Origin of the sequence: Vibrio rhizosphaerae, assembly GCF_024347095.1 — a bacterium.
In the GTDB taxonomy this organism is placed as follows: Bacteria; Pseudomonadota; Gammaproteobacteria; order Enterobacterales; family Vibrionaceae; genus Vibrio; species Vibrio rhizosphaerae.
On the sequence record NZ_AP024903.1, the window covers coordinates 2676687 to 2699325 of the forward strand.

16 protein-coding genes and 1 other annotated feature are annotated in these 22639 nt (G+C 47.2%); of the genes, 5 read left to right on the forward strand and 11 right to left on the reverse strand.

The annotated features are described in order from the left end of the window. The first annotated feature begins 209 nt into the window (after positions 1–209). Positions 210–389, forward strand: coding sequence for a DUF3545 family protein (locus tag OCV37_RS11655; RefSeq protein ID WP_038183314.1), 180 nt, complete (start codon positions 210–212; stop codon positions 387–389). A 42-nt stretch (positions 390–431) separates the two neighbouring features. On the opposite strand, the gene OCV37_RS11660 is transcribed toward OCV37_RS11655, so the two are convergent. The 3 genes from OCV37_RS11660 to nfo all read right to left on the reverse strand — a co-directional run bounded on the left by OCV37_RS11660 (position 432) and on the right by nfo (position 2938). Next, the gene (locus OCV37_RS11660; RefSeq protein WP_038183313.1) at positions 432–983 is read right to left on the reverse strand and encodes a hemerythrin domain-containing protein; all 552 of its coding nucleotides are present in this window, start codon (positions 981–983) and stop codon (positions 432–434) included. Between the two features lie 102 nt (positions 984–1085). Continuing rightward, the gene (gene ung, locus OCV37_RS11665) at positions 1086–1763 is read right to left on the reverse strand and encodes a uracil-DNA glycosylase (RefSeq protein WP_038183311.1); all 678 of its coding nucleotides are present in this window, start codon (positions 1761–1763) and stop codon (positions 1086–1088) included. A gap of 296 nt (positions 1764–2059) precedes the next feature. After that, a complete protein-coding gene (gene nfo / locus OCV37_RS11670; protein ID WP_038183308.1) occupies positions 2060–2938 on the reverse strand; it encodes a deoxyribonuclease IV in 879 nt (292 codons plus the stop codon). A gap of 301 nt (positions 2939–3239) precedes the next feature. Between nfo and grcA the strand changes: the two genes are divergently transcribed. Then, positions 3240–3617 (forward strand): autonomous glycyl radical cofactor GrcA, encoded by a 378-nt coding sequence (gene grcA, locus OCV37_RS11675; RefSeq protein WP_038183306.1) that lies wholly within the window; start codon positions 3240–3242, stop codon positions 3615–3617. Between the two features lie 91 nt (positions 3618–3708). Here grcA and thrC read toward each other — a convergent pair whose 3' ends face one another. The 5 genes from thrC to OCV37_RS11700 all read right to left on the reverse strand — a co-directional run bounded on the left by thrC (position 3709) and on the right by OCV37_RS11700 (position 9759). Next, the gene (thrC, locus tag OCV37_RS11680) at positions 3709–4992 is read right to left on the reverse strand and encodes a threonine synthase (protein WP_038183304.1); all 1284 of its coding nucleotides are present in this window, start codon (positions 4990–4992) and stop codon (positions 3709–3711) included. Next, on the reverse strand, positions 4989–5960 hold the full coding sequence (thrB, locus tag OCV37_RS11685; protein ID WP_038183303.1) for a homoserine kinase: 972 nt from the start codon (positions 5958–5960) through the stop codon (positions 4989–4991). The genes thrC and thrB overlap by 4 nt, the downstream gene beginning before the upstream one ends. A 3-nt stretch (positions 5961–5963) precedes the next feature. Beyond that, positions 5964–8426: a bifunctional aspartate kinase/homoserine dehydrogenase I gene (gene thrA / locus OCV37_RS11690; protein ID WP_038183301.1), complete on the reverse strand. Its 2463-nt coding sequence runs from the start codon at positions 8424–8426 to the stop codon at positions 5964–5966. Between the two features lie 27 nt (positions 8427–8453). After that, positions 8454–8573 (reverse strand) — a sequence feature (Thr leader region). Between the two features lie 185 nt (positions 8574–8758). Next, the gene (locus OCV37_RS11695; RefSeq protein WP_038183893.1) at positions 8759–9244 is read right to left on the reverse strand and encodes a putative 4-hydroxy-4-methyl-2-oxoglutarate aldolase; all 486 of its coding nucleotides are present in this window, start codon (positions 9242–9244) and stop codon (positions 8759–8761) included. A 107-nt stretch (positions 9245–9351) separates the two neighbouring features. Continuing rightward, positions 9352–9759: a DUF3293 domain-containing protein gene (locus tag OCV37_RS11700; protein ID WP_038183299.1), complete on the reverse strand. Its 408-nt coding sequence runs from the start codon at positions 9757–9759 to the stop codon at positions 9352–9354. A 314-nt stretch (positions 9760–10073) separates the two neighbouring features. On the opposite strand from OCV37_RS11700, the gene arcA reads away from it, so the two are divergent. Further along, positions 10074–10790 (forward strand): two-component system response regulator ArcA, encoded by a 717-nt coding sequence (arcA, locus tag OCV37_RS11705; RefSeq protein WP_038183297.1) that lies wholly within the window; start codon positions 10074–10076, stop codon positions 10788–10790. Positions 10791–10845: 55 nt separating this feature from the next. Here the strand turns inward: arcA and arcB are convergent, their stop codons facing one another. The 3 genes from arcB to OCV37_RS11720 all read right to left on the reverse strand — a co-directional run bounded on the left by arcB (position 10846) and on the right by OCV37_RS11720 (position 15813). Next, positions 10846–13230 carry an aerobic respiration two-component sensor histidine kinase ArcB gene (gene arcB, locus OCV37_RS11710; RefSeq protein WP_038183295.1) on the reverse strand — a complete coding sequence of 795 codons (2385 nt, stop codon included), beginning with the start codon at positions 13228–13230 and terminating at the stop codon, positions 10846–10848. An 89-nt stretch (positions 13231–13319) separates the two neighbouring features. Further along, entirely contained in the window at positions 13320–14717 is a 1398-nt protein-coding gene (locus tag OCV37_RS11715) for a GGDEF domain-containing protein (RefSeq protein ID WP_051680690.1), read from the reverse strand. A gap of 154 nt (positions 14718–14871) precedes the next feature. Beyond that, positions 14872–15813 (reverse strand): TIGR01212 family radical SAM protein, encoded by a 942-nt coding sequence (locus tag OCV37_RS11720; protein ID WP_038183293.1) that lies wholly within the window; start codon positions 15811–15813, stop codon positions 14872–14874. A 597-nt stretch (positions 15814–16410) separates the two neighbouring features. Between OCV37_RS11720 and gltB the strand changes: the two genes are divergently transcribed. Further along, positions 16411–20943 carry a glutamate synthase large subunit gene (gene gltB / locus OCV37_RS11725; RefSeq protein ID WP_038183291.1) on the forward strand — a complete coding sequence of 1511 codons (4533 nt, stop codon included), beginning with the start codon at positions 16411–16413 and terminating at the stop codon, positions 20941–20943. Beyond that, positions 20943–22412 carry a glutamate synthase subunit beta gene (locus OCV37_RS11730; RefSeq protein ID WP_038183289.1) on the forward strand — a complete coding sequence of 490 codons (1470 nt, stop codon included), beginning with the start codon at positions 20943–20945 and terminating at the stop codon, positions 22410–22412. The genes gltB and OCV37_RS11730 overlap by 1 nt, the downstream gene beginning before the upstream one ends. Positions 22413–22639 lie beyond the last annotated feature (227 nt).

Genomic DNA, 22639 nt, shown 5'->3' on the forward strand with positions numbered 1-22639 from the left:
ATTTGTCGTCGACTCACGACACCTGACAGCATAAAAAATGTACAATTTTTCTTTCTTCAGCATAAAAATAGGGATCTTTGTTCAGAAATAAGTCATCAAACCGAAACAAATGAGAAACATATCATAGATATACTGACTCCAGTTGTGATATTTAAGACTCGTACAGAGCAGATTTCGTTATAGAGCATACATAATAGAAGAGGCTAATTATGGATGATTTGCACTTTGAAGATTTACTTGAAAAAGAGATTAGTAAAATCCGAGTCACCCGCTCTAAACCAACCAAGCGAATGTGGAGAGAAATAGAAGCAATACGCGATAAACGTCGGTTACAGAAAGAATTAATGGAAATGGATATCAGTCTTGAACTTGATGATATCGATATCTGACACCAGAAAAGGTTCCCCGGCGGGAACCTTTTTTCGTATGCGTTACCGTCCTTCCAGCGTCTCTTCTCTTACGAGCTGAGCAAGCTGTTTATATCGGTCCGCAATGGTCTCACCGAAAACGGGGTCATCTTCGTTTTGCGTCCATTGCCCTTCAACATACTGCCAATCTTCAACCGTAAAGGTTTGTTTGATTAGCGGCAAGATGTCTTTTTCTTCCAAATCCAAATGGCGTTTTTGTTCGACAATGAAATCAGACAACTGATTGATAAACACATCCTGAGGAACAATAACGTCCTGCAAAATCATATCAATCACACCAAGAAACTCATGCGTTTTTTCCGACAAATTGCGATGGTCAGCTTCCAGATCAGCGATATACTCCCTTTCCCCGTACTTCTCCATATAGTACTGGTAGATTAAATCCTCTTTTGGATGGTGCGCGACTTCAGAATGTGAACTTAAATAATCAACAATCTCTTTGATCAGCGAATAATTGACCGTCTGCTCATGCTGAAGTCTTTGCAACTTCCGTTTAAGGATGGCTAATAAACGGGTCATGTAGCCATGTTCCCGACGAATCCGTTCTATCATCATGTCGCCTCTCCGGTTCATAATGTGATAAACAAATTGTATATAACTTATCGGGAAGCTGATTTGATTCTGGTCGTAAAAAATACAATTTCTCGTTGCAGTGATTTAGTCCAGAACGGGCTGCCAGTTGACAGGTGCCTCACCATGCTCTTGAAGATACTGATTTGCTTTAGAAAAATGTTTACAGCCAAAAAAGCCACGGTGTGCCGATAAAGGCGAGGGATGAGGCGCAGTCAAAACATAATGCTTGTGACGATCAATAAAGTGCCCCTTTTTCTGCGCATGGGATCCCCACAGGAGAAAGACAACGTTTTGCCGATGCTGGTTAATTTCTGCAATGACTTTGTCTGTAAATGTTTCCCAGCCCGTCCCGGCATGAGAATGGGCTTTGCCTTGTTCTACGGTTAAAACCGTATTGAGCAGGAATACACCTTGTTCCGCCCAACTTTTCAGATACCCATGCCCGGGGATCGAAAAACCGGGGATATCTTGCGCGAGCTCTTTATACATGTTGACTAAAGAAGGCGGTGTTTTTACTCCCGGCAACACAGAAAAACAGAGCCCGTGAGCCTGATTCGGCCCGTGATATGGATCTTGTCCGAGGATGACCACTTTCACTTCATTGAATTCTGTATAGCGAAACGCGTTAAACACATCTTTCGCAGGCGGATATACCACTTTTCCCTGTCGACGCTCTTGTTCTACATAAGCAAGCGTTTCTTGAAAATACGGCTGTTGTTTTTCCGCACCGATTACATCGTGCCAAGTCAGTGAGTTTGTCATGAACCATCCTAAAGTCGTGTCGGGAATGGTTCTATTCTACTCATAAACAGAATCAAGTTGCACCAGCAAAAATCTCATTTACCTGTAACGAACTTTGCTTCTCATGCCACTCGTTTTATCGTCCTCGCGGCGGTGCACCGCGATGACGTCCGCCAGGACCCGAGACATGACGGTTCGGTGCCGGTAAAGAAGAGGATGGACGGGATACAGAATGGGTCGCGTATGACATAACAGCCTCCAAAGACACAATGTCTGAAAATAAAACACCTCATATCCCATGAAAAAAATATGCCAAGTTATGCGGAAGTCATTTCTGAATCAACGGCTGCAGCATAATCGCGTAACGTCTGAATTTCTTGCGGCCACAACTCTGGCTTAATTGTCTCTAAAATCAAAGGAATATCATTAAAACGCGAATCTCTGGCAATATATTCAAAGCAGGCCCAACCAATCATCCCTTCCCCTAATGAATGATGCCGATCAACCCGTCCCCCCAGATCAATTTTTGAATCATTCAGATGCATTGCCCTGAGGTAGTGCATCCCAACACATTGATCAAACTCAGCAAATGTTTGCTGGCAAGCACTTTTCGTTCTCAGATCGTACCCTGCGGCAAATAAGTGGCAAGTATCCAGGCACACACCGACTCGTTCCTGATCCTCAACTAATTCGATAATTCGGGCCAAGTGTTCAAATCGCCAGCCAAGATTACTCCCCTGTCCTGCGGTATTCTCAATAACCGCAATCACATCAGGTACCTGTTGATGCGCGAAATTAATCGAGGCAGCAATCGTTTCCAGACAAGCGTCTTCACGAATCTGATTCAGATGACTGCCAGGATGAAAATTGAGTAAACGCAGTCCGAGCAATTGGCACCGCTCCATTTCATCAATAAAAGCAGCACGTGACTTCTCCAGCTTTTCCGGATCCGGTGCGCCTAAATTAATCAAATAGGAATCATGCGGCAGAATATGTTGTGGCTCAAATCCATATCTCCTGCAGTTCGACTGAAAAGCATCAATGGAACTTTGCAACAACGGTTTCGCCTGCCACTGCCGCTGATTTTTAGTAAAAAGTGCAAAACTGTTTGCACCAATTTCATGTGCCCGAAGCGGCGCATTTTCAACGCCACCCGCAGCAGACACATGAGCACCGATAAATTTTTGATCTCGCATTGAATCGCCTCACATCAATCGTTGAACAACGCTATTCATTTCAGAGAATCAACTAATGTAGTAAATTTACAACATTAATTAATTTAAAATATATTTTAAATATTAAAAAAAATTTAAATCCATATTTTTTAATATGTTATTGACAGAAATCAATAAAAACAACCAATTCAAACCCAATTTAGTTGTTATTTTTTGACCTAAATCAATACAATAAAAATGGTTATTTGCTATATAATACTAAGCTCGCTTATTTTTGAAAGTTACACCAACCAACGCCACGTCAGTGGATGAGGAGAAAGCAATGCTTCAAGGTATCCAAATTACAAAAGCCGTGAATGACAATCTGGTCAATTCTATCTGGTTACTTGACCAAGAGAAAAATGAAGCACGCTGCATGGCAGCGACTGCAGGATATCAATTCGATCAAGTGATTCCGGCCAGCGATCTGGGTGAGTATGAATCTCGTGAACTTGCGATTGAGAAAGCACCACGCATTGAAGGTGGTCAGCACCTGAATGTCAATGTTCTCCGTCGTGAGACTCTGGAAGATGCTGTAGCACATCCAGAAAAATATCCGCAGTTAACGATTCGTGTCTCTGGTTATGCCGTACGATTCAATTCACTCACACCAGAACAGCAACGTGATGTGATTGCCCGTACTTTTACTGAATCTCTATAATCTAGCGTAAATTAAATCGTAATACGCTTGGATTCTCCGGCAGACGATCAAAAACGGCACCTTTCGGTGCCGTTTTTTCATGTCATGATATTTATGACTGAACCCGGTGTAAAATTGACTTCAGTGCTTCAAAATTATCATCCATCTCTTCAGAAAGTAACGTCATTTGAGCATGTTTTGCCAATGGTCCCGGCAGCGGAATATCTGTCTCCAGAATGTCATCGACAACTTCTTTAAATTTCGCTGGATGCGCGGTACAGAGGAATAGCCCGGTCTCTCCCGGTTGAAGTTGTTGGTCTAACGTTCGGTAAGCAATGGCACCATGTGGCTCACACAGATATCCCAAATCATAAAGCTCACGAACCGACGCTGCACTTTGTTCATCGGTCACAGCACCTTTACCGAGTGTTTCTAGGCCCCATCCCTGAATACGGCATAACTCTTCGATTCTTGGCCAGTTGTTTGGCTGACTAACATCCATGGCATTCGATGTCGTCGCAATCGTCGCTTTCGGTTCCCATTTACCTGTTTCCAAATATCGTGGCACCGTATCATTCACATTGGTGGCTGCAATAAAGCGCTTAATGGGTAAACCTAAGGCTTTAGCTAACATCCCGGCAGTTAGATTACCAAAATTACCACTCGGCACGGAAACCACCAGATTTTCGCGTTCAGCTTTGGTCATCTGGGCCACCGCTTCAAAGTAGTAACAGATCTGTGCCATCAGACGGCTAATATTAATTGAGTTTGCGGAGTTAAGCCCCACCTCATCCCGTAACGCCTGATCATCAAAGGCTTTTTTCACTAACGCCTGACATGCATCGAAATCACTGTCAATGGCAACCGTATGAATGTTTTTACCCAGTGTACAGAACAGCTTCTCTTGCAATGGACTGATCTTGCCTTTCGGATATAAGATCACAACCTGAATATTCTCCATACCATAGAACGCATGGGCGACAGCGGCACCAGTGTCCCCGGAGGTTGCCGTCAGAATCGTGATTTTTCCACCATCAGATACGGCCGCCAAAGACTGAGCCATGAAACGGCCACCAAAATCTTTAAACGCCAGTGTCGGGCCGTGGAACAACTCCAGAGCATAGACCTGATCTTTCACCTTCTGAATCGGAGCCGGAAACTGAAATGCATTCTCAACCAAAGCTTTCACCGCTTCAGGAGACAGTTCATCACCGATCAACGCAGACAAAATTTTTGCGCTACGGGAGATAAAGTCTTCAGCCAGTAATCCATCAATATCATCAAAACGAGGGAGTTCTGATGGAAAAAATAGTCCTTGATTACGACCAAGCCCCTGACGGACGGCCTGACCAAAAGAAACCTGTTCATCGTTCTCTTTAATATTATAAAGCTTCATAGCTTACTTCCTGTCTGTTTGGAGCCTTGCTTATTCAGGCGGCAAATGTGGACGAATCCATTTTCGTTCTGTACATAATTCTGTTCGAGCCAGTGCGCAACACGCTCTGCGACATCATGCGCCTGGCAAATGCTAAACAACGTCGGGCCACTCCCGGAAATCCCCGTCGCTAAAGCGCCGGCTCCGGTCGCGTATTCGCGGGCTGCGGCAAAACCGGGCAAGAGTTTTTCCCGATACGGTTCGGCAATGACATCTTTAATCATTTTTGCAGCCAACAGCGGCTGATTGGAGTGGCAGGCATGGATAAATCCGGCCAGATGCCGACCATGTGCAATGATATCCTGACGCCGATACTGAGCCGGTAAGATTGCCCGCGCTTCTGCTGTTGAGACTTTTATCCCCGGGTAGGCCATCACCCAGAACCAGTCATCAAAACAAGGGACTTCCTGACTGATAATCCCCAGCTCCTCTACCATCAGCTGTACACCGCCAAGATAGCACGGTGCCACGTTATCATAATGCACACCACCGGAGATCTGTCCTTCCATCTCGCCCATCAGAGCCAGAAGTTCCATCTCATTTAATGGGTTGCCATGAAACTGATTCAAAGCGTCCAACGCTGCAACAATTGAACAAGCGCTCGACCCTAACCCTGAACCGATCGGCATGTTTTTCTCGAGCGTCATTGCCAGCGGCTTTAAATCAACCGCTTTCTTTTTCAGCTCCCGGCCAAACACCTGCCAGCAATCGTAAACGATGTTTTCTTGTGGGTTGCTTGGCAGTTTATCAACGAAGCGTCCGACAGCTTTGAGAGAAAAAGGAGATTCACTGCTTTTTACTTCTACCCGGTCACCAAGCAATGTTCCGTCAACAGGAGACACCGCCGCTCCCAAGACATCAAATCCGACACTGACATTGCCAATCGAAGCCGGTGCATAAATCACCACACTTTCTTGTTGTGTGCTCATAAATTAAACCCCTAATTTCCAACCGAGTGTCCGCATCACATCAGCAAAGACACCTGCGGCCGTCACTTCTGTACCTGCGCCGTATCCTCTCAGCACCAGAGGAATCGGTTGATAATAACGGCTATAAAATGCCAACGCATTCTCGCCATCTTTGATTTTAAACATTGGATTGTCTTCACTGATCTGTGCAATACGCACACGGCAGCGTCCATCCGCAATTTCGCCGACATAGCGTAATACTTTACCTTCATCGGCCGCTTTTGCATAAAGTGATGCAAAATAATCATCTGCCGAAGGCAAACGTGCCATAAATTCATCAACACTCCCTGAAGCATCAAACCCCGGCGGCAGTGCCTGCTCAATTTCGATATCACTCAATTCAAGCTTCATCCCAGCTTCACGAGCTAAAATCAACAACTTACGAGCGACATCCATGCCTGACAGATCATCTCTCGGATCCGGCTCGGTAAAGCCTTTATCTTTCGCCACTTGCGTAGCCTGACTGAGCGTCAGCCCTTCGTCCAGTTTACCGAAAATAAATGAAAGCGAGCCCGATAAAATCCCATTGAAGCGCTCCAGTTCATCTCCGGCAGCAATCAGATTCTGAAGATTTTCAATCACGGGCAGACCGGCACCAACCGTTGTCTCATACATCAGTTTACGACGCGAGTTTCTCGATACTTGACGTAGTTGCTGATAGTAGGCCATGCTCGCGGTGTTCGCTCGCTTATTGGGTGTGACAACATGGAAACCGGCACTGAGGAAGTCCACGTATTGATTCGCAATTGTTTCACTGGAAGTACAGTCAACCAACACCGGATTAATAATATGATTCCGCTGCACTAAAGCGATTAACCGGGCAAGGCTGAATGACTCAGTCGCACCTTCTTGTAAACGCTGACGCCAGTTATCGAGAGGCAGTCCTTCAGCATCCAGCAAACAACCTTTACTATTGGCAAGACCACAGACTCGGATCACAATATCCTTCGATGCTAACTTTTCTTGCTGGCGATTAATTTGATCAATCAATTCACCGCCGACACCGCCGACACCGACGACAAAGACATCCAAATAATGTTTGGAGTTGAACAAATTCTCATGACACGCTTTGATCGCTTCAGAAATCTTATCTTCCGGAATCACGGCTGAAATGGCTCGTTCCGAAGACCCCTGCGCAATGGCCACAATATTGACGTGAACTTCAGCCAGAGATGAGAAAAATTGCGATGCAATACCACGCGCGGTTCTCATCCCATCACCCACCAGCGTCACAATCGCCAGATCATCCATGAAATCGACAGGCTCTAACAAACCATCTTTGAGTTCTAACTCAAACGCTTCAGACAAAGCACGTTTGGCCTTATCTTTATCCTGAGATTCGATACAAAAACTGATCGAGTATTCAGATGAAGACTGGGTAATCAAAACAATAGAGACACCTGCGGCAGACATGGAACCAAAGACACGACTGGCCATCCCGACCATTCCCTTCATACCCGGGCCAGAGACGTTGACCATCGTTAAGTCGTTGAGGGTAGTAATGCCTTTGATTGACAGTTTATCTTCGCCCGTATCCTGACCAATGAGCGTACCGGCACCCTGAGGGTTGAAACTATTTTTTATCAGGCAGGGAATCTGGAAGCGGGCAATCGGAGCAATTGTTTTGGGATGTAATACGGAGGCACCGAAATAAGAGAGTTCCATTGCTTCTTGATAACTCAGAGATTTGAGTAATCGGGCATCGTTGACTAAGCGCGGATCGCAGTTATAAACGCCGTCCACATCGGTCCAGATCTCACAACATTCAGCCCGCAGACAAGCGGCTAACACAGCGGCAGAATAATCCGAACCATTTCGCCCTAAACAGACCAGTTCACCTTTCGGATTACCCGCAGTAAAACCGGGCATGATATGTACATGATTTTGAGGCAGTGGCGATTGTTTAAAGTTTTCAGTAGAGGCATCGACATCCACCATCGCTTCCAAGTAACTACCATTGGCGCGTAAATATTTAACCGGGTCAATCAGACTGACATGGTGACCTTTTGCTTCGAGAACCGCTTTCATCAATTGGATTGAGATGCGTTCACCTTTACTGATAATCCGTGCATTGACATGGTCCGGGCAGGCACCTAACAGTCCGATCCCGTGAACATAACTTCTCAGCTGAGACATCGACTGTTCAACCGCTTCGTCAAATGCCTCTCCCTTGATATTGGGTAATTCAGATTGAATGTCTTGGTACAAATTGTGAAAAGAGGATTCCAACTCATTGATCTGTAATCCGGCTTCTCCGATAGTTTGTGCAGATTCAATGACTGCAACTAACTTGTTGGTTGTTTTCCCCGGCGCTGAAAGCACGACAGAAATATCTTCTTGTTGGGCATTGTTGGCGATAATCTGTGCAGCTCTAAGAAAACGGTCGGCATCAGCCAAAGATGACCCACCAAACTTTAATACACGCATCCCTTCCTCCAGTGTGATTAAATAGTATAAAAAAAGGCCTGTATCTTGTGGGGATACAGGCCTTTTTTTGAAGTTTTTTTGCTCAGCAGCCTGCCCCAACATTGGTGGTGTCGGTAATAATAATGGTGGTGGTGGTGCTAATCATTACTACAAGTTGGCTGAATGTCATTTAAACTTCGACTCAATAAGATAACGTTTTCCTACGTGTACCTTATTATGAGGGGAAGAGTCAATCAAAAATTATATTTTTTTGCCCGTTCGAAAGAAAATACGTTCAAAATAAGATTCTTTATAACTTTCTCTGAATACTTCCACACGAAACCATCAGTGAACTAGTTTACTTCTAATAATTGCTCAGAAAGCAAAATCCCATTCCAGTCAGCGTAAATATAGTCACCGGGTTGAATCATCTGGTTCATGATCGAGAGTGTTACATTAACCTGACCCGCCCCTTTCCTCTCCGTTTTAAATGGGCAGACACCTAAAGCTTTCACACCAAGGTCCAACTCTGACAAGGCCACGGCATCCCGGACGGCACCATAGATAATAACCCCTTCCCAGCCATTTTTTACCGCTTCAAATGCCATCATGTCTCCCATGAGTGCCTTTTGACATGAGCCGTGTCCATCCACAACTAACACTTTTCCCTTACCGTCTTGCTGCAGTAGATCTCGCACTTTCGAGTTATCGTGATAACAACGAACCGTAACAATTTCTCCCCAAAAAGAATCTCTCTGCCCAAAGTTCTGCAAAGGTAGGTCAAGCAAAGTCACTTGTGACTCGTACTTGTCGCAAAGATCTGGTGTTATATCTCTCATCATTCCTCCATGATATCTCATTCTAAATTTGGCTAGATACGGATCACTATCCGACTCGTCATACTGGGGCCACAGGTCAATCTCAGCCATCATAACGAGGCAGATTTTCAGTCATCCGGCATATAAATTCTTTCGGACAATACGCCTAATTCATCCCATCTGGCATCGACACAGGAATGCAAGCAAACCGTCTCGTTCTGGACATAAAATATTGCATTCTGCTCAAACTTTCGGCCTAAATTCAAAGCTAATTCAAGACAAATTGCAACTGCAAAACTTTCTTCGACCCACTCAAAGGCGGCATCGCCCGCTAAGACAGGGGTCCACGGGTAATCAGTGAATTGCAGACAAAGCTGTTCATTGTTTACACAATTCTCCTGATAAGACAATCGCCGACTGTGCGGGTTCCATGCCGTGATGATAGAAAACTCAGGGCCCGGTAACGGTTGAGAAAACAGAAAATGCGTTGATGCATAAGCTTGCCACAATTGATTATCAATCTGATATTTTCCCATAATATCAACCCTATAAAGATGCCTATGCTTGCGGCGTTTATGTCTATTGACATAAATCAACAAACTGTTGGGTATTAACAATCTATCGTTGTTACCATGCTGTTAACAATATAAAATCCATCGCAACAAACAGAAAATCAGACAAGGTTACGGAGCGCCTTGCAGAACACATCCACGGATGGCGGGACATGAGCATGTTGTATTCTCTGTGAATACTTTGATTTTTTATCAACATATCATTACTGGTGTGTTATATATTACCAATAATAAGTTCTATATTTAGTACAAATTTTTCATAAAATTAGGTACCGCCGATGCAAACCCCGCAGATTCTTATCGTAGAAGACGAGCAAGTAACTCGTAACACTCTTAAGAGTATTTTCGAAGCAGAGGGATACGCTGTATACGAAGCTAGTAATGGCGAAGAAATGAACCATATCCTCTCAGATAAATCCGTTAATCTGGTGATTATGGACATTAATTTACCCGGCAAAAATGGACTACTCCTCGCACGGGAGCTAAGAGAACAAGCTGACGTTGCGCTGATGTTCCTGACCGGTCGTGATAATGAAGTCGATAAAATTCTTGGCCTGGAAATCGGTGCCGACGACTACATTACCAAGCCATTTAACCCGAGAGAACTCACGATTCGAGCTCGTAACCTCCTGAGCCGTTCCATGAGTTCAAATACCATCCATGAGGAAAAACGCTCAGTTGAGCGCTATGTCTTCAATGGTTGGGAATTAGATATCAATAGCCGTTCGCTGATCAATCCGGATGGTGAAAGCTATAAGTTGCCTCGTTCTGAGTTTAGAGCTCTGCTTCACTTCTGTGAAAATCCGGGCAAAATTCAGACACGTGCCGATCTGCTGAAAAAAATGACCGGACGCGAACTCAAACCCCATGATCGGACGGTTGATGTCACAATCCGCAGGATTCGGAAACATTTTGAATCCATTCCGGGAACACCTGAGATCATTGCGACTATCCATGGTGAAGGTTATCGCTTCTGTGGTGAAATTGAAGAATAATCATTTCATCTCATATAGATAAAAAAGCCTCCTTTACGGAGGCTTTTTTGATTGGTTATTTATCACTGAGCCATTGTCGCAACAGTTGAATATCCTGCATATATTCAGTCTTTATTTCTTCAACCCAATCGGTAATATTTTCCCACCACGCCGGTGCTTGTGGTGATTGAGCTTTTTGTGCCACGGCCTGAATCCGGGCCAGACCGATAGAACCGGCCGCACCTTTGATTTTATGCGCTTCAGAAACAATCCCATTTTGATCTTTGGCGACCATATTCGAATCCAGAATTTCCAGATAATCCGGCATCATCGATTCGAACATGGTGATACTGTCCAGAACCGGCTGTTTGCCGACTATATCGACATACGCGCTTAACATCTCCAAATCCAAAATACGGCTATAGGGATCCTTTTTCTTATCGGCTTCGGGATGAAGATGAGCCGAGTCACTCCCCCCTTCATTGTCGAGGCGTGCGATCTGCATATCAGTATCAGATGCCGCACCGCAATAACGCTGAATAACATTTTGGACCGCAGCCACTGAAAGCGGCTTACTGATCGCATCATCCATTCCTTTGTCCAGATATTCTCGCTTATCTTTCAGCACATTGGCGGTTAAAGCGACTAACGGCGGCAACTGATAATCCTGCCCATACCGAGTCCGATAGAACTGCGCGACATCAAACCCCGTCATATCCGGTAACTGAATATCCAGCAAAACCAAATCATAGCGATCCGGGACAAACCGTTGTTTCGCTTCTTCACCACTCATCGCCACCGTAATCGAATGTCCCAGACTTTCCAGCAGCGATTTAGCAACCGTTACATTCAATTCAATATCTTCCACCATAAAGATGTTGAGTTTTTTCTCAGTCACAGGAGAGAGCGGTGTCAACAGTGTCTCATCAGCCAACGGTACATGGAGTGAAATCGTAAAGGTACTGCCAAACCCTTCTTCACTACTGACGGTTATGTCCCCGTCCATCAGATTCATCAGTTGTCGTGATACAGCCAGACCAATCCCGGTTCCGACCGCATGAAGATTATCTTTGCCCGATTTGACCTGATAATACATCGCAAAAATTTTATCCAACTCGCTTTCAGCAATCCCGATGCCCGTATCTTCAATATCCATGACAATGTGCGCACCATCGGTCTCGATCTCGGCACTGACCGTCATCACAATGCCGCCTTCGCGGGTAAATTTCATCGCATTACTGATCAAATTCCACAACACCTGCCGCAATCGGGTGCCATCGACCATCACCACATATGACAGTTCGGTCAGTCTCTCCAGATCAAAGCGCAACCCTTTCTGTTCAGCCATTAACGCGGCTAGGTTCTCAATTTCGGTAACAAACTCGCCCAGATTCAGCGGTTGGGGGAATAACTCAAGCTTGCGCTGATCAAATTTATCCATATCGATAATATCGTTGAAAATATTACCTAATGTGACCGCACTGACGTGAATGGTCTGCAGATATTTGCGCTGCTCCTGAGTCATGGTCGTATCCAATAACATACGACTCAAGCCCACAATGCCATTCAGCGGGGTTCTCAGCTCATGACTAATTGTGGCAATAAAGGTCGTTTTGTCGCGACTGGCTTTTTCGAGTGACTCTTCATGACGCTTACGCTCGGTGATATCCCGGCCAAATCCAACCAAGCCCAAATGACGCCCCTCTTTACTATAAAAAGGGACTTTCCTGATTTCAAAATAGTTCTTACGGCCATCGGGATACTCTAACCACTGCTCATAAGTAATGGCTCGGTTTTGGGAAAATAATTGCTGATCCGTTTCCACAATCGGCTGGGCAATTTCTTCACTGTAAACATCCCACGGCGTCAGACCAACCAGTTCCCTTTCTTTCTTACCAGTCAATTCTTCCATAGCGCGGTTACAGCCAGAAAAAACGCCTTCGGCATTACGGTAGTAGATCAAATCCGGTGAAGCATCGATAAAGGATCGCAACAATGCAGTTCGCTCAGCTAATTCTAACTGGGTCTTTTCCCGCTGATAGACCTCATTTTCCAGATCAGCCATCGCTTCTTCCCGAGCTTCTTCGGCCTTAATCCGCTCTTCAATTTCCTGATTGAGTTTGACGATATTCTGTTGTAACTGGTAATTCAGTTCTTGATCGCGCGAGCGCATATCTTTTAATTTTGCGACCAGCTTCGACAGCCGTTGTCTCGACTCTTCCAGCTGATCAACGACGACAGAAAGAAAATAAACAGCCCAGGGGGTAATAATTAAGCCAAAAAATACCGAACGGATAATATCGATATTATCCACATAGCCATGCAATGCGAGGGTAATTCCAACCTGAACAACCACCGCCAACGCCACCAGCGCCAAGGCTAAAAGAATTGAAAAACGGAGAATCCCCAGCTTCACCAATAGATCTACATAATACTGGGCCAGATTTTTCATCGGTTTCATTAAAACGCTCCAGACAACGATATCGCGCTAAATTCGGCAGGAAGAACAAGTTCGGAACAAGGCAGTCCAAACGGCGTGCAGGCCATTCATCATCGCCTGCCCAAAGATTCATAATAAACACATGTGCGGTTACGTCCCTGCATTTTGGCTTGATGCAGCGCCTGTTCGGCGTAGGCGACAAACTGCTCAGACGACTCATCGGTTTTCGGAACCAGAGAGACAATGCCCATACTCACCGTGACATGATTCGAGACATCAGACACCGGGTGAGGTAACTGAATCTGTTTAAATTCGGAATGAATTTTTTCAGCAACCCAACAAGCCCCGTCCATATGCGTATTCGGCAAAATCAAGGCAAACTGATCACCGTCGTAGCGGGCAATACAATCGGAAGAACGGCTCATCACACGTTGCAGAGCCAGTGCAACGCTACACAAGGTCTCGTCTCCTTGCTCATCACCATAGTGCTGGTTGTAACTGTCAAAACAATCCACATCACATAAGATAACCGCCAATGGCTGTTGTTCCCGAATATGAATGTGCCATAGCGTTTCCAGAGTTTCATCGAAACGCTGTCGGCTCACAATCCCCGTCAGTTGATCAAAAGAGTGAATATGATAAGCATTGATCAGCTGTGTCGAAGGTTCACCGGAATACCACGCGGTAATATCGCGGATAATCAAGAGTGCCAGCACTTGATTGGTCGCTGGCGAACGATAAACCGATTTAACCACATCAAACCACTGTCTTGGCTCTCTGGCTAGCTGGTCAATGTAGCGAATCGGTTGTTTGGCAGCGATATCTTGTTCGGTCAACGCAAACATCGGTTCAAAAAAAGGCGCCTCTTGTACCTTCCAAGTGAGTGTTTGCCCGATGACAGCCGTCATATCCGGCTGTCCCAACAAGTGGGCAAATGACAAATTACAAGAACGACAGCAACCATCTTCCTGAATGACCGCAATGGCATCCGGAGAAGCATCCCAGAGCTGTTGCATTAAATCATCACCTTGATGCATGGGCTGCTCATCAGTCATGTCAGCCCGTTCGTGATGAATCAGCATTTGCACCATCCAGGCCGTCTGCCCCTGAAACACCGTATCTTTGACCTGAAACTCAATCTGTACTGAGTGTTCTTCACCCACCGGCCAATCGATGAACTGGCGAGAGTGCTCCTGATAACTTTTATCGATGAGTTCTGAGAAATGTTGCCGTTGAGATGCACTGACCCAAGGCGAGAACTGCACAAGACGACCATGTGTCTGTAGTTGTAGCGCATGTTGAGCCAGCTCATTGGCAAACAAAATTTGATGATTTTTCCGCGATACCATTAACAACGCACATGGCACATGGACAAATATATCGTGCAAATGGCGAACTTTTCGGCGGTAGAGCATCCATAAGGCAATTCCGGCAAGTACAACAATCATACTCCCCATCCCAAGCGCAATTTCCAGCTGAGTATAATGCTCCCATGTCAACTGCGACATCGCTATTACCTTCTGTTAACAATTCTTCTTATAAGAATAACAAGTAATTTCATAAATACTCTATAAGTTTGAGTAAGATATATAACTGTGTCACTGAAAAAATATAAAGTTTCTCAAAAACCGCCCGTCGATACCGCGGTTCAGTGCTTTTTTATCAAACCAGTTGATCATGAGGAAAAACAAACGCTTTGTCGGTCAAAGAACCTTGTCCCCCTTTTTGGTTGAGCGCCCGTTCAATCCCGGTCATCGCCAGCCAACGGTTTTCACACCATAACGGCGCGAGCAGGGTCGGCCTTCGGGCGGATGCGGAAACCCGGTGATAAATCACATCCGCCGGCGTTCGACGAATCATGTCACTGGCCGTTTCCACATAATCAGATAACTCTGGTGCCTGAAGTCTGCCAGCCCGCCAAGACTTGGCCATCACACTGCCTTCCACAATATGTAACCCGTGCAGTTTAATCCCATCGGTTCCGGTCTGCAGAACCTGCTCAAGCGTTGCAACATTGTCCTGCTGCGATTCTCCGGGAAGCCCGACAATCAAATGGGTACACACTTTCAGCCCCAACGCCCGGGCTTGTCTGGTAACCTGATCATAGCAAGCAAAATCATGGCCGCGATTAATCCGTTTCAAGGTGCGCTGATGTGCGGTTTGCAATCCCAGTTCCAACCAGATTTCATAGCCTTGCTGGTGATAATCGGCGAGCAGTGTCAGCACTCCCGGAGCAACACAGTCCGGACGAGTCCCGACACATAATCCCACCACATCCGCCGCTCTCAATGCCTCTTCATACATATGTCTGAGTCGTTCCGCTTCTGCGTAGGTACTGGTATATGCCTGAAAATAAGCCAGATACTTTCTGGCACGTGAAACTTCTCCCGCTCTGGCAGCAAGTTGTTCACCAATACTTTGATGCCGGGTCTGCTCATCAACAAAGGAAGCCACATTGCAAAAAGTACATCCTCCCCGGCCAATCGTGCCATCCCGGTTCGGACAACTGAACCCGCCATGTAACGTTAACTTATGGACCCGTTCGCCATAACGACGTTTCAGATCTTGTCCTAATGTATTCACCAGCTCATGTAACTGTTTCAAACCCGGCCTCGAAATCAATATTCAATTGCATCCATGACCGCCGTTGCCAAACGCATTGATTGTGTTATCTCCGTCCACGCAATTCCGCAGAAAAAACAACAAGCTGTCACGAAATAAAATTACAACATCCTGATAATTTCACTCATTTTAGAATAATCAATCCAGAGACGCCCTAACCCACATCAATAAATAAACCGCCATTCAATGTTAAATAAAAGTTAACTTTTACCTTGACCGCAATCGATTAACCTGCATAAAAATTCCATTGTTTTGCTATTGGATTTTATGTCACAAAAATGTAGGATAGTTTCAGTTTTGTTCGTATTTGTCATATTTGGAGACGATGTAACAGACAAAACTTCGGTGATAGGCTAACCCACCAAAATAAAGCACTAGCTGCATATAAAGAATGACCTGCATATCACCAAGGATTGTTTTCCCCACCCGATTTCCGGTGGGAGACGGAACGGATTCAGGTCGGCGTCATCCGTCGGCTTTGAGACAATAAAGATAAAAAAAGGACCAGACACATCATCATCCGGAGAGAAAGCATTCTCCGGTCAGTGTGCGTCTTTATTGAACTGGAAGGATGTATCAATGTTAAATTCATCAGGGCTATACACGCCCGAACTGGAGCATGACGCCTGCGGTATCGGCTTTGTTGCCCATTTGAAAAACCGTAAATCCCATCAGGTTGTCACTCAGGCACTGGACATGCTGGCCCGAATGGAACACCGCGGCGGTCAAGGCTGCGATCCATGTAGCGGCGATGGTGCCGGCATTCTCCTACAGAAACCCCATGAGTTCCTGCTCGAAGAAACCGTTAAACTCGGGATTCGGCTCCCCGCATTCGACCAGTACGGCGTCGGTGTGGTGCTATTTCCGAAGGATGACTACAAACGCGAACAGTGTCGTGACATTCTGCAACGCAATGCCAAACGTCTGGATTTAGAAATCCTCGGCTATCGGGTACTCCCCACCGATAACCATATGTTGGGTGCGGATCCACTCAGTACCGAGCCACAATTCGAACACGTCTTCATCAGTGGCGGCCCGGGAATCACCCCTGAAGAGCTGGAACGCAAACTCTACGTACTCCGTAACTATACCGTGCGCGTCTGTCTGGAAAGTGTCTCCAACATCGGCGATGACTTTTACATCAACTCAATGTCATACAAGACGCTGATTTACAAAGGACAGTTAACGACAGAGCAAGTCCCGCAGTATTTCCTTGATCTTCAGAATCCAACCATGGTGACGGCACTGGCATTGGTTCATTCTCGCTTTTCAACCAATACATTCCCCAAATGGCGTCTGGCTCAGCCTTTCCGTTATATTGCCCACAACGGTGAAATTAATACCGTCCGCGGTAACCTCAACTGGATGAAAGCCCGCGAAGCCATTCTTGAATCCGAGCGGTTTACCCAAGCTGAAATCGACATGCTGTTACCGATCTGTCAGGAAGACAGTTCCGATTCATCTAACTTCGACATGGTCCTGGAACTGCTGGTGCTCTCAGGCCGTAGCTTGCCTCATGCACTGATGATGATGATTCCTGAAGCCTGGCAGGAAAATAAAAAAATGGATGCCAAGCGTCGTGCATTCTACCAGTATCATGCCAATGTGATGGAACCATGGGACGGCCCGGCATCGGTCTGTTTCAGTGATGGCGTCATGGTCGGTGCAACCTTGGATCGCAATGGCTTGCGTCCTTCCCGCTATACCGTCACCAAAGATGATTTCCTGATCATGGCCTCAGAATCAGGCGTGGTCGATATCGCGCCAGACAATATTCAATACCGGGGACGTCTCCAGCCCGGCAAAATCTTTGTCGCGGATCTCGAAGAAGGCCGAATCATTTCCGACGAAGAGATCAAAGAGAGTATTGCCAATGCCCAGCCATACGAGCAGTGGGTTCAGGATAATCTGCTCAGTCTGAAAGCACTGCCTGAAGCAGAAACCGGACACAGCCAACCGAAACCGGAACGGCTGCTCCACCGCCAGCAGGCATTTGGGATCACGAATGAAGAAGTCAATCAGATTATCCTGACGCTGGCACAAACCGGCTATGAACCGCTCGGTTCAATGGGCGCAGACTGGCCGTTGGCTGTGCTGTCTCACCAGTCTCAGCACTTATCTCACTATTTCAAACAGTTATTTGCTCAGGTGACCAACCCGCCGATCGACCCGATTCGCGAACGGATGGTGATGTCCCTGAATACCTATCTGGGTAAAGATCAAAACTTGTTGAGCGAGTCACCGGCACATTGCCGTAAAGTTGAACTCGAATCTCCGGTGATTTCTAATGCTGAACTGGAGAAACTCAGAGCGATTGATAACGAGCACCTGCAAGCGAAAACACTGGATATTGTGTTTCAGGCCAGTGGCGAACCGGGCAAACTGGAACGCGCCCTGAAACGAATCTGTCAGTATGCGGAAGATGCCGTGATCGATGGCTATTCCATTATTTTACTGACCGACCGTGCGGTGAATTCAAACCACGCAGCGATTCCGGGAATGCTGGCGGTCGGTGCAGTTCACCACCATCTGATCCGTAAAGGTTTACGGGCCAAATGCGGTATCGTCATCGAAACGGGAGATGCGCGGGAAACTCACCACTTCGCCACACTGCTCGGCTATGGTGCCAATGCTGTCAACCCTTATCTGGTAACAGAAACCATTGTTGATCTGCAACAGAAAAACAAACTGGATCCGGATGCGGATATCCACACGCTGTTCGACAACTACCGTAAAGGGATCAACGGCGGACTGCTGAAAATTTTCTCGAAGATGGGGATTTCAACCCTCCAGTCTTACCACGGTGCGCAAATCTTTGAAGCGCTGGGAATCAGTAAAGCGGTGGTCGATAAATACTTTACCGGTACCGTTACCCGGATTCAGGGGCTGACACTGGATGATATCGCCAAAGAAGTTCTGATCCGTCATCGCCTCGGCTATCCGTTACGAGAGATTCCGCTACAAGTGTTAGATGTCGGCGGGGTTTATCAGTGGAAACAACGGGGTGAACAACACTTGTTCAATCCCGAGACGATTCACCTGTTACAACACTCGACCCGTAATCAAGACTATGCGCAGTTTAAAGCGTATGCCGAAGCGGTTGATCGTCAGGGAGATAAAGCCGTCACGCTTCGCAGCCAGCTCGAAATGGTGAAAAACCCGGCCGGTGCGATTGCACTGGATGAGGTTGAACCGGTCGAAAGCATCGTGAAACGCTTTGCTACCGGAGCCATGTCGTTTGGTTCGATCTCTTATGAAGCACACGCGACATTAGCCGTTGCCATGAACCGTCTTGGTGCGAAATCCAACTCGGGTGAAGGGGGTGAAGATCCCATTCGTTTTGAGAAGAAAGCTAACGGTGACTGGGAGCGCTCTGCCATTAAGCAGGTGGCTTCAGGTCGCTTCGGGGTGACCGCTTATTATCTGACCAATGCCGATGAACTCCAGATCAAAATGGCCCAAGGGGCGAAGCCCGGCGAAGGCGGACAACTTCCCGGGGATAAAGTCGATGATTGGATCGGCGCAACCCGCCATTCCACACCGGGAGTCGGTCTGATTTCACCACCACCGCACCATGACATTTACTCAATCGAAGATTTAGCCCAGCTTATTTTCGACCTGAAAAATGCCAACCGTGCCGGACGCGTTAACGTCAAACTGGTCTCTGAAGCGGGCGTCGGCACGATTGCTTCCGGGGTTGCCAAAGCAAAAGCCGATGTTGTGCTGATTGCCGGTTATGACGGTGGTACAGGGGCATCCCCGATTTCATCGATTCGTCATACCGGTCTGCCTTGGGAACTGGGTCTGGCTGAAACGCACCAGACGCTGCTCAAAAACGGACTACGTAACCGGATTGTCGTTCAGGCAGACGGTCAGATGAAAACCCCGCGGGATCTGGCAATCGCCACCCTGCTCGGTGCAGAAGAATGGGGCGTTGCTACTGCAGCACTGGTGGTTGAAGGCTGTATCATGATGCGTAAGTGTCACAAAAATACGTGTCCGGTCGGCATTGCCACACAGAACAAAACCCTGCGTGAGCGCTTTGATGGTCGTGTCGAAGATGTGGTGACATTTTTCCGCTATATGGCGCAGGGACTGCGTGAAATCATGGCGGAACTCGGATTCAGAACCATTGATGAAATGGTCGGCCAAGCCAATAAACTGAAAGTCAGAAGTGACATCGAGCACTGGAAGTATCGCAATCTGGATCTCAGTCCGCTGCTGCATATGGAATCGCCCAGAAGCGGTGATGGCATTTTCTGTCAGACGACCCAGAATCATGCGCTGGAAAATATCCTTGACCGTCAGCTGATTGAGGTGGCTCAACCGGCATTAAAAGACGGGAAAGCGGTTCAGGCGGCGTTCCCGATCTGCAATACCGACCGGAGTACCGGCACCATGCTCTCGAATGAGATTTCGAAAGTATACCGCGATCAGGGCTTACCTCAGCCGATGCATGTCAAATTTACCGGCTCAGCCGGTCAGTCTTTCGGTGCCTTCCTGAATCAAGGGGTTCAGTTTGAAGTCGAAGGTGATGCAAACGACTACTGGGGCAAAGGCCTCTCCGGCGGCACATTGATTCTTTATCCGAATCACAATGCCTCGCTGGTGGCTGAAGAAAATATCGTCGTCGGCAACGTCTGCTTCTACGGCGCGACCTCCGGTGAGTCTTACATCCGGGGCAAGGCCGGTGAGCGTTTCTGTGTCAGAAACTCCGGCGCCCGCGTGGTGGTCGAAGGCATTGGCGATCACGGATGTGAATACATGACCGGCGGCGTTGCCATCGTTTTAGGTTCAACCGGGCGCAATTTCGCCGCGGGTATGAGTGGCGGTGTCGCTTATGTCTGGGATACAGACGGTGATTTCCATAACAAACTCAACCCAGAACTGGTTGACCTTGACCCGCTGGATAGCGAAGACATCCAACTGCTGGAAACGATGCTCAACAATCATATCCGTTTCACGGGAAGTCAAGTGGCACAGCGGTTTATGGATAACTTCGAGCAAAACCTGCAATCGCTGGTGAAAGTCATGCCAAGAGATTACAAAGCTGTCCTGCAAAAACGACAGGCAGCCGAGCAAGTACAGACAACGGAAGCGGAGGCCGTGTAATGGGAAAACCAACTGGATTTTTAGAACATGGCCGGGAATTGCCCGTCAAAGTCGCACCGGAAGTCAGAATTCAGCACAACAAAGAGTTTGTGCTCAATGAAGAATTCGGCGCCAAAATTAATACGCAGGCTTCCCGCTGTATGGATTGTGGGGTGCCCTTCTGTCACAGTGGCTGCCCAATCGGCAATATCATTCCTGAATTTAATGATGCGGTTTACCGTAACAGCTGGCAAGAAGCATGGCAGATCCTCAGCTCGACCAATAATTTCCCGGAATTTACCGGTCGCGTCTGCCCGGCACCTTGTGAAAGCGCCTGTGTATTGGGGATCAATCAGGATCCGATCACCATCTGTAATATTGAGAAGACGATTGTCGAAACCGCTTATCGCGAAGGGTATGCCCAACCGAAAACCCCGCGTAGCCGTACCGGCAAAACCATCGCCATTATCGGCTCGGGCCCGTCAGGGTTATCCGCTGCCGAACAGCTCAATAGCGCTGGCCATACGGTTACTGTCTATGAACGGGACGAAAAAGTCGGCGGCTTGCTGCGCTTTGGTATCCCGGACTTTAAACTGGGAATGGACATCATTGACCGCAAAATTGAATTGATGCGTCAGGCTGGAATCAAATTTGTGGTCGATGCTCATATCGGAGTGAATATCAATGCGCAGCAATTGCGTCAGGAATACGATGTCGTGCTCCTGACCGGCGGCTCAACCGTTCCTCGCGATCTGCCGATTCCGGGCCGCGAACTGAATGGCGTTTACTTTGCCATGCAGTTTCTTGCTCAGAACAACCGTCGTGCCAATGACATGGATCTGAAAGGTGAAGAAATCCACGCCAAAGGGAAACATGTCGTCGTCATCGGTGGTGGTGATACCGGTTCAGACTGTGTAGGCACCTCAAACCGTCACGGGGCAGCCAGTATTACCCAAGTCGAAATCATGCCAATGCCCCCGGAAAAACGCCCCGCCAATATGCCGTGGCCGCAATATCCGATGATTCTTCGCACCTCAACGTCTCATGAAGAAGGCTGTGAACGTCACTGGAATATTCTGACCAAGGCATTCATTGGCAATGAACAAGGTCAGGTCACGGGTCTGAAGGTTGCCGACATTGTCTGGCAACCGGCTAAAGCCGGAGAGCGTCCGACTTATGAGGAAGTCGCTGGCAGCGAACGGGTGATGCCGTGCGATATGGCATTTCTGGCCATGGGCTTTCTCCATCCTGAACCGCATGGCGTGCTGGCGCAGCTGGATATTCAGCTCGACGAACGCGGTAATGTCGCGACAACTGATTACCAAACCAATCAGGCCGGGGTTTTTGCCGCCGGCGACATGCGCACCGGGCAGTCACTGGTCGTACGCTGCATCAATGAAGGACGCGAATGTGCCCGTGCGATTGATGCCTATCTGATGGGTGACAGTAACCTCGAAGCCAGAGCCGATTCTCTGATGCGTTCAGCCTAAATTATTATCGATCGACCTCTCTGTCTCCCCCTCCTATCTGACAGAGAGGTTGCCTTCCCCACCTCTCCGCCACCAAGTCAATTGACATATTTCTCTCTTAAATCTTAGACATACCAATTGCCTCATAATCGTTACTTATTCATCGGAACTATTTATTGCCGCTATTTTCTATGAATCACTTGATCTTTGGTTCTATAAAGGATAGCGTTTAAAGTCCGCATTATTTC